Here is a 14558-nt window from a genome sequence, read left to right as displayed (position 1 = left end):
CAGCGCGCCATATTGGCCGATCAGGGGCGCTCCCAGGTTACCCGACACTGGGGCTCCGATATCGCCCACCGCCACGCCCATGACTCCCCCGCCAGCCGCCGCACCATCGGCACCGAAGACATCTTCCTTGCCATCGGTGAGCACGTTGCCTGCGGCCGTGCCCCCTTCATTCACCTCGTTCATATCGGCAGAGGCGCTGGGCGCATCGTCCACGATATTAATCAGTATGGTGCCTTGTTGGGTATTACCGTTGGCGTCGGTCACCGTGTAGCTAAAGCTGTCTTTACCCAGCTCTGTGTGGCTTCCGTCATTACTTTTAGGATCCGAGGTCACCGGAGACGTCAGGGTGTAGGTGTAACTGCCGTCGGCATTGAGCTGGATTTGACCATACGTCCCCTGCTCACTGCCCATCAGCGTGTAGGTCAGCGGCCCGACACCGCCACTGACCATGACCTGCCCGGTGGCCGTTTCACGGGGATCGCTCGGGGCGCTGCCCTCCACCGTGCCCGGAGCCAGATCGGCACCGGTTTTATCCAGATCCAGCGCCTGTTCATACACCTTTAATTCAAGCGGATCTTCAATGACAAGCCCACTGTCGGTTAGATTGATGGTCAGGGTAGTGGTACTCAAATCACCATCACCGTCTTGAATGGTGTAGGTAAAGACATCCGTCGCCCCCTGCGGCGGCGTACCGTTGGCATTGCTGGTGTAGCTATAACTGCCGTCCGCATTCAAGATCAGCGCGCCATATTGGCCGGTCAGGGGCGCCCCCAGGTTACCCGACACCGGCGCGCCGGTATCGCCCACCGCCACGCCCACCACGCCCCCGCCAGCCGCCGCACCGTCGGCACCGAAGACATCGGCCGTGCCATCGGTGAGCACGTTGCCTGCGGCCGTGCCCCCTTCATTCACCTCGTTCATATCGGCAGAGGCGCTGGGCACATCGTCCACGATATTAATCAGTATGGTGCCTTGTTGGGTATTACCGTTGGCGTCGGTCACCGTGTAGCTAAAGCTGTCTTTACCCAGCTCTGTGTGGCTTCCGTCATTACTTTTAGGATCCGAGGTCACCGGAGACGTCAGGGTGTAGGTATAACTGCCGTCGGCATTGAGCTGGATTTGACCATACGTCCCCTGCTCACTGCCCATCAGCGTGTAGGTCAGCGGGCCGACACCGCCACTGACCATGACCTGCCCGGTGGCCGTTTCACGGGGATCGCTCGGGGCGCTGCCCTCCACCGTGCCCGGAGCCAGATCGGCACCGGTTTTATCCAGATCCAGCGCCTGTTCATACACCTTTAATTCAAGCGGATCTTCAATGACAAGCCCACTGTCGGTTAGATTGATGGTCAGGGTAGTGGTACTCAAATCACCATCACCATCTTGAATGGTGTAGGTAAAGACATCCGTCGCCCCCTGCGGCGGCGTACCGTTGGCATTGCTGGTATAGCTATAACTGCCGTCCGCATTCAAGATCAGCGCGCCATATTGGCCGATCAGGGGCGCCCCCAGGTTACCCGACACCGGCACGCCGCTATCGCCCACCGCCACGCCCATGACTCCCCCGCCAGCCGCCGCACCATCGGCACCGAAGACATCCTTGCCCTCACTGGTATCGGGAGTACCGGTAAGCACGTTACCGCTAACCAATCCCCCTTCATTCACATTATTGCTATCAGCAATGGCCACCGGGCCATCATCCAGAATATTGATGGTGAGGTCTGCATTCGCCTGATCGCCGTCATCATCTGTGACGCGAACGGCAAAGTTTTCTTGCAGTACATCATCGGCACCGGTTTTATTCGCCCCGGGATGGTCAATGGCGCCGGTTAAATCATATCGCCATTGATACTCGCCATTAACCAGCGTAATCGTGACGGCGCCATAAATGCCTGTTACCTGCCCCCCCTGGGTAACATCCACCCAAGTGCCATCAGCCTGCTGCAGCTCCAGTTTATCCAGGGCATCGTTGCCGGTATTGATGTTGAATTGGCCAGTGACACTTTCATTATTACTATTGGCATTGCTACCACCGGGCAAGGCACTCTCTTCAACAAAAGCGGCGTTGTTACCGGATTGGGGAAAGCTATCACTGGGAGTTAAAGGAGGGTCTATATCTATGGTTAATTCAGGAATGGAGTTAAGGTTGCCAATGTCATTATCGTTATCAGCAGCTAATAACGGATCCAGCTCTTCAATCACGAATGGCTCAATACCATTGGCAAAGGTCGTATCAAAACCGGCTTCAGCCAACAAGCTGTCGCCCACACGCTCCACCACGACAAAGCCGGCATTGCCACTGCTGCCAGTAAAAGTCCCCGCTGGAGCCGGATTGCCCGCCGCCGCTGGATCAAATAACTCGCTGGGATCCAGGCCCGCTAAAATAGCCGCCTGAATATCGATAATATCCGCCGTTGCCTCCACGTCATTCACGGGTACAGCAGCTTGTGCTGAAGGAGCATCACCGTAAACAATATGAGTGTTACTGTCGGTCAGTAACAGAGAGCCGGGCATAAGTGTTTGCCCAATGGTGACGGGGGTTACTGCTCCATTATGGGCAATAACAAAGGCGCGACCCTGCAAATCCACGATCTGCAGGGCGGTATCGATGCGAGTGGTTTCCATGGCGTTATCCCTTATGCCTTTGACTACTTATAAGGCTAGAAGGGAACCCCCATTAGTTCCTGCTCAATATTTAGACAGCAACCCGAGAAATAACTCGGTATTCTATCTAAAAAATAGAATGATCAAACTAACTTGTGCGGCGGACTTACAAACCCCTGATAAGCATCTACGTACAGCCCTTTCAGTACCTCAAGCTGCTGCTCGGTTTCTACCCGAGTGGCGATGGTCAAGGCACCCATACTGTGTGCCGATCGGCAAACGGCTGCCAAAAACGCATCATCATAGTTCTCTTCCATAACCTGGCTGGTAAAGCCATGGTCCAACTTAACGTAATGCGGCCGTAGGTCTCCAAGTTGAGTCAAAACGTCAAAGTGACGCCCAAAATGATCCACTCCCCATGCCGCTTTCAATGAACCAAGAGGTGCCACAAGAGCATTTTTACCCCAGAAGAAAGCACTTTCCGGCAACTCTAAAAACAATCTGGCACAAACCTGGCTATGCAAAGCAAGTAACTGATCAAGCTGATGCCAGAATCCCGCCTGACGGCAACTATATTGAGTCAGGTTAACGGCCAGCTGTAATTCGGGGCGAATGGCCAATTGTTTTAAGGCCCGTTCAACTATATGCAAATCCAGCCGCTCGCCCAGTTTGAATTGTTCGACCATGGGCAAAAAGCTGCCTGCACTATAGATGGCTTCATCGGTACGAATGGCGATGTACAGCTCTTCATGTTGCAGCTGGCCATTAAAATCAAATACCGCCTGGCTGCTGAGTTCAAACAGGTCCTCGGCCAGCGCCGTTTCTATCAACTGCTTCCAGGCCATACGGCCCAACTGATGTTCTTGTTGTCGATGCTCGATAATGATTGATCCGGCTTCATTCATTCGGGCTTTATTCAGTGCATTATCGGCACGGGTCAGCAGTTGGCTGGTATCGTCTTCACTTTGGATGACGGCCATGCCGACCACGGATATATTTCGGCTGTTAACGGGATCGATAACCAGCTCGGCAATCAGACGATTAATTTCTTCGCCCAGTAACGACAGTCGCTCTACATCCGACTCGGGTACCAACATGGCAAACTCTCGGGCAGACAGGCGCGACAAGGCGTATTCACCAAACCGCTGACAAAGCTTACGCAAATGAGTCGCTATGGCTTTAATCATCTGATCTCGAGCCACAAAGCCTTCTTGCTCATCCAGTTGTTCCAGCATATCAACGGCAATCAATATCACGGCCCCGCCGGTACCATCACTGATCCAGGACTGACTTTGTGACACAAAGTAGGCGCGATTACCCAGCCCAGAGGTGGGATCAAAAAAGGCGCGGTGGCGTAAACGCTCGGCTTCATCCGCCTGCTCTTTAAACTGCACTTCCAGTTTGCCGGCCATGTTATTAATGGCCAGCACCACCTCTTTCAGCTCTCGAGTACTGGGAACGGCTATCGGCTTGCCAAAGTGATGCTGCTCTATTTCTCGCGCTTGAATTTCAATATCGTGCAAGGGTTTGAGCAAGTAACGCAGGGCCAGTATCAGCAGCCCCCATACCAGCAAGAAACACACTACAAACCAGGTTGCCAGCTGACTCATTCCCTGCCACAGCTGATAATATGCCTGCCCCGGGTGCCCTTCTACCGAGAGAACTCCCAACTGCAACCATCCCGAGGTCAGCACCGCTTCGTGTTGTGCACCGTGAAACAACCCCAGGTTAATAAACCAATCAGGCACACCGCGGGGCGCAGCCAGATGCTCTCGTATTATTTGCTCGTTGGCGGCCAAGAGATCAAGCTCGACCTTGCGATAAAAGCCACCGTCAAATACGGCATTAATGACCGACTCGGCGCCAACGGTATCACTGGTTTCCAGATAAGGGGTCAGCGCCAAGCCCAACGAAGTCACGGTGTTAACCACTGTGGTTTCTTGTTGTTGTGCCAAATAGCTTCTTGTTGAGCTGAACTGCACCGAATAGGCGGTAATAAACAAGATGGCAAAAAGCAACAGCATGGTCACCAGAAGCTGCCGGTATAAAGTCATAGTTAATTATCCAAATTCATTTTGGGCCGCTGTAACCGGTTGACATCAACTCGGCCACGTAAATCATTCCAAAGAGACAAACGCGAGGCCTGCCCGGCAAGCTCACCTTGTCCGCGCGCACGCATCAGCCATAGATGTTGACCGTTAAAACTGTAAATAGGGGCCAGGTCATTTCGTTCTGTTGCCAGGCGAATCGTCCCTTCCAGATTGTCCAGGATAAAAGGCACTGCCGAAGGAGTGGGATAATAAGCCACAACCATATGAAATTGATTCAGTTCCAGTGCCTTGACATAAACCAGTCTCAGCTTTTCATCTGCAATACCCAGTTCCCGCAAAGTAAAATATTTGGCAACACTGAAATCTTCACAATCACCGCCACCCGCCCCTAAAAACTCCAGGGGGGTAGCCCAATAATCTTTTTTTCCCCATAATTTAATATCATCGAGAAAACGTAAGCGATTAAAAAAGATATTTACGCGTGATAACAACTCCCGCTCATTCCAGTTGTTACTCTGGCCTTGAGCAACGAGTTGCCGCCACTGCCGAGTACGTGTTTCGGCTGCCGCACCATAAAACTGGCGGACCGCTACCGTCATCTTTTTATCTTCATCCAACGATGACTGGGCTGCAACACCAAGCACCATGCAAAGCATAGCCAGCCCAGTAAAGCCGAATAAAAACACTTTCATTAGTTGGTACTATGCTCAACGCTATACACGTTCCAACGCATGCGCACTTCGTCACGCATCGCCGTTAATGCACCTACCACTCGGCGATTAGCGGCTGCGGCCTGCTCTCCTTCGGCCATCAGCAGCGGCTGGGTCTCACCATAACCGATAATTTCCAGCCGGCTGCTATCAATACCCGCCTTGATAAGCGCGCTGCGCGCCGTCTGGGCACGACGTTTAGACAGAGCCAGGTTGTATTCTTCGGTGCCTACCCGGCTGGCATGCCCTTCCAGCAGCAGGCTGAGTTCAGGATTTTCCGCCATAAAGCTGGCCATTTTATTGATTTCATCCTGATATTGCGCTTTGATCACCGAGCGATCATGGTCGAACAAGATAATGATATCCTGCTGCAGTGCCGCATATTTATTGTCACCACAGCCATCATTATCAACGGCCGAGTTCTCGAGCGAATCCAGGCAATTGTCTCTTGCCGTAATCACCCCGTCTCGATCCATATCGCTCAAGTCATAGGCCGACGCCGTTTCCTGTTCAGGCGCACTCGTCAGGCTACATGCCGCCAAAGGCAATATAAGAGCTAATACTGTCCATGTTTTCATCGCACTTCTCCTTATATTTATTTCTGCCCGTGCCATTGCTCGGGGCGCGTAAAGCGCAGGGCATCCAGTAATTGTCCGGAAGCATTTATAATGCGATATTCTGCCAGCAACTGATCGTATTCGGCATTAATGTAAGAACGTCGAGCCTCGAATAATTCATTTTCGGTGTTCAGTACATCCAGCAGGGTACGGCTGCCCAAAGAAAACTGCTTTTTATAGGCATCAACGGTTTTAAAGCCCGACTCTACATGTTGGCGTAAAAAGTCTTTCTGGCGACCGAGTGATTCGTACGCCGCCCAGGCCAGACGCATGCCTTCATCAACCTGGCGGTAGGCATTCATCTGAATATCCTTCGCCTGCATTTCCATGGCCGAGGTAGCGCGGCTACGTGCTAGATCGGCACCGCCGTTAAACAGGTTGTAACGCATGCGCACCATGGCGGTATGATCATTGTTATAGCCACGTACGCCGTCAATGTCATCGTCCCAGTTACTGTCTAACTCTATGTGCACCTTAGGGTAGAATTCCGCTTTGGCATCTTGGTGCTGATAACGAGCGGCATCTACATCAAACGAGGCCGAGGTCAGTGTCGGATGGTTTTCTTGCGCGACAGACAAGGCATCATCCAGCGTGGCCGGCACAAAATTGGCATCCGCCTTGGGCTGGCGCAGATCACTCGGCACCTCGTTGACCAGCGTAATAAACTTGCTTTGCGCGTCACGCAGATTGTTTTCTGCGGCCGTCATGTTGGAATAGGATCGGGCAACTCGTCCCTGTATCTGGGTAAAGTCGGCAGTAGATCCAACGCCCGAATCGGTACGGCGCTCAATATCGGAAGCAATCTGTTCGTGGGTTTCCAGGTTGCGACGCGACAGCTCAACAATTTCGTCCTGGCGCAACACATCCAGGTACACTTCGGCCACTCGCAAGGCGATATTTTCGGCGTCGGACAACAGCGCATAGCGCTGGGCATCCGCTTCGGCCTGGGTGCGATGTACATTGCTCGAGGTTTTAAAGCCATCAAACAGCAACTGGCGCAATGACAAGCCTGCTTCTTTACGAGTCAGCTCTTCAGAATCCGAGCCACTGGCACGAATGCCCGGGCTGCTGCTATATTCATACCCAATACCGGCATTGGCATCCAGGGTTGGCAGATAGCCAGCCTTGGCTTCATCCTGTTCGTACTGACGAGTCTGGTAGAGGTGAAAGGCTTCTTTGACCTTGGGATGAGTCATCAAGGTCTGAGTGACCGCCTGTTCCAGTGTCTGCGCCTGCGCAGGTAACACCAGGCTCATACCGATAAATCCTGCTATTATCGTTTTTTTCATTGGTTATTCTCCCTGAGACAGTTAGCGCTCACGCAAAGCGCCCTGTTTTGCTCTTAATATAGGCTTAAGTAAGTAATCCAGTACCGATTTTTTACCCGTAATAACATCTACCCCCGCCTGCATGCCCGGAATAATCTTGAGCGGAGCGGCTTCCGTTCCCAAGTAACTTTCTCGCGTACGGACAGTAGCCAGGAAAAAGGTATTGCCTTCGTCATCCTGTATCGAGTCGGCACTGATTTTTTCTACTTCGCCTACCAAGCCTCCATAGATAGTAAAATCATAAGCGGTAAACTTGACCATGGCTTCAAGCCCGGGGCGTAAAAAGCCAATGTCTTTGGGCTCGATACGCGCTTCTATCAGTAAGGTATCTTCCAAAGGGACGATTTCAACCAGATCGATGCCGGGCTGCACCACCCCTCCTACCGTATTAACGTTAAGGGTTTTTATGGTGCCTTTAACCGGGGACGTGACCGATGTACGGCGCACCCTGTCTTGCAATCCCACTTCGCCCTGCTGCAATTGCATCAGTCGATTTCGTCTTTCATTCAGCTCTTGCTGTGCTTCCGAGCGGAAGGTCAGCGCCACTTCCTTACGCTTGAATATATTTTCACGCAACGAGGCGTTCAATTTGGGCAACATCAGCCGAGCCGATTCCAACTCCCCTTTCAACTGGTTCAATTGCCGCTCAAGACGCAGAATTTCGACCTGGGGCACTATGCCCTCTCTGGCTAATGGACGGCTCATGTTCACTTCGCGCGCTGCCAAAGAAACGCCACGTTGCAAGGTACGCACCTTGGCATTGGTTTCAATCACTTCTTGTTCTCGTTGCTCTATCTGATTACCAAAAATAGACAACTGGTTTTTTACGAACCCCAATCGTTCATTATATAAAGAGCGCTGAAACTCGGGTTGTCCCGGATATTGCTCGCGAAACTCATCCGGAAATTCCAGTTCTATCTTGGCCACTTTTACCTGTTCACGCCAGGCCAGGCCGGTGTCTTCCTGAATATGCATGGAGCTGACTTCGGCTTTTAACCGTCGTACATCGCCCTGAAGCGCGGCAATTTCCTGTTCACGTTCGCGCAGATCCGATAAAAAGCGCGTGTCGTCGATTAACAGCAGAGCTTGTCCTTTTTCCACCCGCTGCCCTTCACGCACATACAGCTCGCGGACTATGCCCCCTTCAAGGTTAGACACCACCTGGATCTGGCTGGAGGGGATCACCTTGCCCATCCCCGAGGTCACTTCTTCCAGTTCGGCAAAATATGCCCACACCAAGGCCACCACCACAAACACCAGCATTGCCCATATTAAACTCTTGCCCGCCTTGGGCGTATTGAGCAATACGGCCGCCGCCGTGTCATTGGTATAATCCAGCAGTTCTGGGGGCAGTGATTTTTTACGCATTGCTTGCCTCCTTGCTGCGTACTTTGCCAGCCTGCAGCTGTTGCAGTACTTGCGCCTTGGGGCCATCGGCCACTATTCGTCCTTGCTCCAGTACAATGACTCTGTCGACCACTTCCAGCATGGAGGTACGATGGGTGACCAACAGCAAGGTCTGCTTGGACGTCAGCTTGTGCAGCTCTTGACGAATATACAGCTCGGAGCGGTTATCCATGTTGGAGGTGGGTTCATCCATCATCAGCATTACAGGGTCATTCAGCAGGGCTCGGGCAATGGCAACCGCTTGTCGCTGGCCGCCAGACAACTGTCGGCCGCCCTCTCCAACCTGTTTATCCAGTCCATCGGGATCCTGGTTGGTAAACAAGGTCACTCCCGCCCGTTGCGCCGCCCTTAACACCTGATTTTCATCCGCCAATGGGTTCGCAATTACGATATTGTCGCGAATGGTGCCAAAAAACAGGTTTACATCTTGCGGTACACAACCAATATTGCGCCTGAGTACCGCCGGCTGTAGCTGGCCAATATCGATGCCATCAATGCGCAAGGCACCGCCGGTAGGCTTGTAGAGCCCAACAATCAGGCGCTCCAACGTGGTTTTCCCCGAGCCAATGCGCCCGATAATCGCGACTTTTTCTCCGGCTTTTATGTGCAGATTTAAATTACTTAATACATCATGTTCCGACCCCGGATAGCGAAAGCAGACCTGATCAAACAAGATATCGCCGCTGAATACCGGGTGATGAACAAAACGCCGCCCTGCTTCATGCTCTTCCGGTGAGGTCATAATTTGTTCGAGTATGCCCATGGCGGAGCGCGCCTGATTATAACGGGTAGAGAGCACCGACATTTGCACCATGGGAGCTATCGCTCGCCCACTCAGCATCACAGCCGCTATTAATCCCCCCATAGACAACTCACCCGCGGCAATCAGGTATACGCCCAATACAATCAAGCTAATAGTGGTAAATTGCTGAACCACACTCGCCAGAGTAGATACCGAGTTGGTGAGGCGACGAGTTTTCATCCCCCAATTGGCAATATGACTAACAGCCTGTTCCCAGCGATGCTGAAAGGTTCCCTGGGCGCCAAACAACTTGATGGTTTCCAAGCCTGAAATGCCTTCGACCAGATTGGCATTTTTCTGGGACGCCAGTCGTGAGCCTTCTTCAATACTGCGTTTCAGGGGGCGCTGGATCAGCAGGCTGAAACTAATCAGTAATAATATGGCCAATATCGGTACCCACACCATATAGCCGGCAAATATCCAGATGATGATCAGGAAAATAAAAGAAAAAGGAATGTCGACCAAGGCCGAAACAGTAGCTGAAGTCAGAAAGTCCCGTACCGACTCAAACTCCTGCAAATGCTTGGCAAAGGCACCCGTTGACGGCGGCCTGGCCTCCATTCGCATGCCCATGACCTTGGAAAATATTTGCGCCGACAGCAATACGTCAGATTTTTTACCCGCCACATCAATGAAGTGACTGCGCAGCATTCGCAGCACAAAATCAAAAATAAAGACGATTCCGGCCCCCACCGCCAGTACCCATAATGAATCGAAAGACAGATTGGGCACTATCTTGTCGTAAACATTCATGGTGAACAAAGGGGTAGCCAGAGCAAAAATATTGATCAGCAAAGAGCCAATCAACACATCTCGGTAAATGGAAAACGAGCGACGCAAGGTCCCCCAGAACCAATGGCCCTCGCCGGTATCCAGAATTTTGGGTGATCGTGCATCGAAACGAAACTTGGGCTTGGTAAAAATAACCTGGCCAGTAAAACTGGCAGACAGTTTCTCCTGGGGTAACCATTGCTCCCCTTCCCCGGAGCTGGGCAGCATGACGCGACAGCGACTTTGCTCTGAATCAATGTCCAGTAATACAGCCGCTCCGCCCTCTTTCAGCAGCAAGACACAAGGCAGTAACAGCTCTGAGATATCGTCAAGGGAATGCGCCGCATGATGCGCCGATAACTCGGCGCGCTCGGCGGCACGAGCAAACAGCAAAGGAGTCAGCTTGCCATCGGCTAATGGCAATCCGTTGATCAGCGCCTCTCCCTGATAAGGGTGACCATATATCTTGGTCAGAAATACCAGGCTTTGCAGCAAGGGATCCTGACCTGGTTGTGAATCCTGCATGAATGCTAATGCCCTCAAATATGTTACTTAACTCCTAACTATAAAGAAATTAAGGCAATAAAGATAAACAATGTACAAAAGCGCCCTTTCGTCTCAAGGGCGCCTTATTTACTATGACATTCAGCCATTATCGAGCAGTTTACCCACCAGTTCATCTACCAGAACCTGATTGAGAATATCCTGCTCATAGCTCACACCATCCAGAGTAATACTGAGCTCGGCTCCTGTACCACTGGTTACCTTGATAACAGTATCATTACCATCCGCTTCCGCCGTTAGGCTGCCGATAGAGCCCGAGTCATCATCAATAAGAAAATCGGTTAAATCCAACTTATCAGTGCCTAACTCAAACGATTTCACCACATCGTGTTGGCTTTTCCCCGACTGAGCTTCTTCAGCACTCCAATAGAGGGTATCCGCAGCACCGTCAGCGATTAAACCTGCGGTATTCAAATCGACAATTCCAGGAACAAGTTCACCAGTACCCAAATCGATAATATCATCACCCAAACCACCACTCAGGTGATCGGCGCCAGTACCACCATAGATGATGTCATTACCTTCCCCACCTTCGATGTGATCATCACCACCTTGGCCGTAAATAACATCATCACCACTGCCACCTCTCAACGTATCGTGACCACCTCGCTCATCACCAGCGATGTCCAGCTCGTCATGATGCTCGCGAATATAGTTATATAGCTGTTCATCGCTGGCATCCTGACCATTATTTTGCGCCTTGAGAAAAGCCTTAAGGGCCGATAGACCGGATCCATCAGGTAAATTGTCGGGTTTATCCAGACTTCCCCAAGATAAATTATCAGTATTGATGCTATCGCCAAAGATAATGTCATTACCGTCACCACCATCAATAATATCAGCCCCTAATGCGGCTAATTCATGAGTGGTATTACCCGATTGCAACGCAGCATCTAGCTCATCTGCAGTATTAACAATATCAACGTCGCCAACATTGCCTGTAACAGATTTAGGAGACCACCAAGAACCAAACCAAATGGTTTCCTGACCTGAGGCTGATGAATTATCAAAAAACTGCAGGTAGTCTTTAGCGATATCATTTCCAATCCCCACGCCATGAACAAGACTAATATCGGACAAGGCTTTGAACCCATCTACTGAATTGCTAAAAGTATTGTAATCCGTAGAGTTACCCGTACCCGCAACATCATCCTCACCATCAAGATAATATGTCGGCTTGCCATCCGTTAAGAAGAACGACACATTTTCAAAAACAGCTGTTTGTTCGCTTTGGTCGTCAAACCAATCGGCAGCTTCTTTAAATGCTGCCTCATAGTTAGTACCACCGCCAGCCGTCAGTTTATTAAGATAGTTCGTCAACTCAAGTGCGTTACTGGCATCAAGGTTATTAATGGTAATTGAGTCCGCTTTTTTAGCAAAGTCGACCAACTGTAGGTTAATAATGCCATCGTGTTCTTGTAACTGGGTTACCAAGTTCCCTATTGCTTTTACAGCCAGAGCCAAACGACTCAAACTACCAGTTCCTGAAGCATTTTTCATACTACCAGAAGTATCAAGAATCAATGAAACATTATAATTGGTGCCCGGTGTAACAATACTGCTGGCACCTCCAACATCCCCCAGTAGTACATCGTTGCCCTTACTGCCGCTAAAGTCATCATTATTGTTATTTTTGGCAATATACAGTTCTTCCGCAATGATGCCGGTTCCTGTATCGGTAAGACCAGCGGGCAACAGAAGTCCGTCAGCTGTTTCTCCATTTAAGGTGGCATTAAGCGTTATTAATTCATCACCTTCTAGCAGGCCATCATTTGTCGTAGGAACTGAAATTTGAATGCCAGTTGTGATTCCCGCCGGTAATAGAAAACTGTAACTACCATCGGTATGGGCAGTGAGTACAACCTCACTGCCATTAATGCTCACCGTTGGTACACCAATATCTTCAGCACTTGCCTGATCGTTTGCTCCCTGCCCCAGGGTAAAGGTCACTTGGGTATCGTTATCAACCGGTTTATCTAGATTAATGGCAAAATCAAGCGATTGTCCTTCGCTGGCTACACCTGCAGAAACCACTCCAATAGCAGGCGCATCTTCAACCGGCAGACTATTCATTACCAAATCAGTATCACTTGCAGAGCGAGCCGCAGCATCGCCGTCTTTCGCCGTGGCAATCACTTCCACTTCCAGGTTGTCCGTTGCAGCAATAGTAACGGTAACACCGTCTATCTTGATACCACCTTTGCCATCATTTAGCGAAGTAACGGTATAACCCTGATTACTTGTTAATGGTAACTCCCAACTACTGACTCCATCTTGATCGGTACTCAACAGGGTACCGTGAGACAACACGGCATCCTCAGGTACTTTGACGATGATAGATGTGATCTCTTCAGAGCCATCAACATCCGTCGTAGAAGCCTGTATTTCTAACGGATAAATTTTAGTACCCGGTGTAGTATAGGTAATTTCATGTATGACATAGTCACTGTTGTTATGACCAATTTTATTACCTGAATATTTATCGTTTTCCCCGGCACCAGTAAACTCAATACGACTTATCCCTCCGTTAGACTGACTACTTAAGCTCACACTAGGATCTATCTTATCGGTTTGGCCTCGAACAATACCACTACCTATATTATTTCCATTAGCATCAAAAAGAGTGTACTTAGCATACTCATTAGTCGCCAACCAAGAAAATTTAACCGCCACATCTGTTACCGGTTGTTCAAACCGTACAGCAACAGCCTCAAAGGGATCTATTTCTTTTTCATTTCCGTTGTTACTGATATTCCCCTTAACACCAAAACCATTAACCTTGCCGCTGCCTACATCGGGATCAAACTCTATTCTAGAGATGACACCATTTTTCCCGTTACTCACGGCTGAGACGGTAAAGTTTTTATCGCTTTCTTCTACATTCACATTACTAATATTTATTTTTTGCTGTTGACTTTCAGGCTCACCCAGCTCGACAGTGACCCAAGGCAGGTCTGTCACAGGAAGTACTTTAATTTCCGTGGTCGCTTGCGATGATATCGCCCCAGCATTATCTACGGCTTGATAGTTGAATGAGGTATCGCCACTCCAGTCTTTGGTCGGTATAAAAACAATGACCGCATCACTGCTAACAGTGAGCCCATCAGTACCTATATTGGCTGATGTAATGTGCACGCCATCAATCTGTAGTGTTCCATTTTCAGGCAAACTATGGATGATAAAAGATTCAATGCTACCATCCGAATCTTGCGCAGACAGGTTAATAGTTATTCCACTGGTATCTTCCAGATCTTCGACTTCGGTGCCTGTTGCTATTGGTGCATGATTCACACCAACCGAAGTGATACCTGTCGTAACCAGTTGTTCATACTCCTCACCTCCACTCACTGAGCTAATACTGTTAACAATATTAGACTGTCCTCGAGTGTCTACAGGATCACTAGATCCTGAAAGATTACCGTTATCAATGGTCACAACTTCGCCATTATCCAGCGTAAAGGTCAAACCACCATGCTGGCTGAAGTCCATGCCCGCAGGGCCAGAAAGCGTCACTGTATAACTGATTTCTGCGCCTTCAGTGACGTTCTCTTTATCAACCGTCAAGGTCGCGGTCACGACATCTACAGTGTCTTCTACGATCACTGTCGCGGTGTCGCTGGTCACCAGCTGCTCGAAGTTACCGCCACGGGTGCTGTCTACCGCCACGGTGAAGCTGCTGCCATCGAGGTACACGTCTTCGCCAT

8 protein-coding genes are annotated in these 14558 nt (G+C 50.4%); all 8 read right to left on the bottom strand.

Features of this window, described 5'->3' with window-relative positions; all coding sequences use genetic code 11:
* The coding region (locus IEW52_RS14950) for a retention module-containing protein (RefSeq protein WP_188630886.1) at positions 1 to 2625 on the bottom strand (2625 nt) is incomplete at its 3' end.
* Between the two features lie 122 nt (positions 2626 to 2747).
* Positions 2748 to 4658: an EAL domain-containing protein gene (locus IEW52_RS14945; protein ID WP_188630885.1), complete on the bottom strand. Its 1911-nt coding sequence runs from the start codon at positions 4656 to 4658 to the stop codon at positions 2748 to 2750.
* 2 nt (positions 4659 to 4660) lie between these two features.
* Entirely contained in the window at positions 4661 to 5347 is a 687-nt protein-coding gene (locus IEW52_RS14940; protein WP_188630884.1) for a transglutaminase-like cysteine peptidase, read from the bottom strand.
* Complete coding sequence (locus IEW52_RS14935; RefSeq protein ID WP_188630883.1) at positions 5347 to 5943, bottom strand: OmpA family protein; 597 nt, start codon at positions 5941 to 5943, stop codon at positions 5347 to 5349. Before IEW52_RS14935 ends, IEW52_RS14940 begins: the two co-directional genes overlap by 1 nt.
* Positions 5944 to 5960: 17 nt before the next feature.
* Positions 5961 to 7271 (bottom strand): TolC family outer membrane protein, encoded by a 1311-nt coding sequence (locus IEW52_RS14930; RefSeq protein ID WP_188630882.1) that lies wholly within the window; start codon positions 7269 to 7271, stop codon positions 5961 to 5963.
* Between the two features lie 21 nt (positions 7272 to 7292).
* The gene (locus IEW52_RS14925; RefSeq protein WP_188630881.1) at positions 7293 to 8678 is read right to left on the bottom strand and encodes an HlyD family type I secretion periplasmic adaptor subunit; all 1386 of its coding nucleotides are present in this window, start codon (positions 8676 to 8678) and stop codon (positions 7293 to 7295) included.
* Positions 8671 to 10815 carry a type I secretion system permease/ATPase gene (locus tag IEW52_RS14920; RefSeq protein ID WP_188630880.1) on the bottom strand — a complete coding sequence of 715 codons (2145 nt, stop codon included), beginning with the start codon at positions 10813 to 10815 and terminating at the stop codon, positions 8671 to 8673. The genes IEW52_RS14925 and IEW52_RS14920 overlap by 8 nt, the downstream gene beginning before the upstream one ends.
* 120 nt (positions 10816 to 10935) lie before the next feature.
* Entirely contained in the window at positions 10936 to 14547 is a 3612-nt protein-coding gene (locus IEW52_RS14915) for an immunoglobulin-like domain-containing protein (RefSeq protein ID WP_229667983.1), read from the bottom strand.
* Positions 14548 to 14558 lie beyond the last annotated feature (11 nt).

It is taken from the genome of Oceanisphaera marina (assembly GCF_014643915.1).
Lineage (GTDB): Bacteria > Pseudomonadota > Gammaproteobacteria > Enterobacterales > Aeromonadaceae > Oceanimonas > Oceanimonas marina.
The sequence above is the reverse complement of the archived record's forward strand: the minus strand, read 5'-3'. Positions and strand labels throughout refer to the sequence as shown.

Excerpts from the sequence above, each read along its gene's own strand:
- IEW52_RS14920 (WP_188630880.1), bottom strand. The coding sequence starts at position 10,815 with ATGCAGGATTCACAACCAGGTCAGGATCCCTTGCTGCAAAGCCTGGTA.
- IEW52_RS14925 (WP_188630881.1), bottom strand. The coding sequence starts at position 8,678 with ATGCGTAAAAAATCACTGCCCCCAGAACTGCTGGATTATACCAATGAC.
- IEW52_RS14940 (WP_188630884.1), bottom strand. The coding sequence starts at position 5,347 with ATGAAAGTGTTTTTATTCGGCTTTACTGGGCTGGCTATGCTTTGCATG.
- IEW52_RS14935 (WP_188630883.1), bottom strand. The coding sequence starts at position 5,943 with ATGAAAACATGGACAGTATTAGCTCTTATATTGCCTTTGGCGGCATGT.
- IEW52_RS14945 (WP_188630885.1), bottom strand. The coding sequence starts at position 4,658 with ATGACTTTATACCGGCAGCTTCTGGTGACCATGCTGTTGCTTTTTGCC.
- IEW52_RS14930 (WP_188630882.1), bottom strand. The coding sequence starts at position 7,271 with ATGAAAAAAACGATAATAGCAGGATTTATCGGTATGAGCCTGGTGTTA.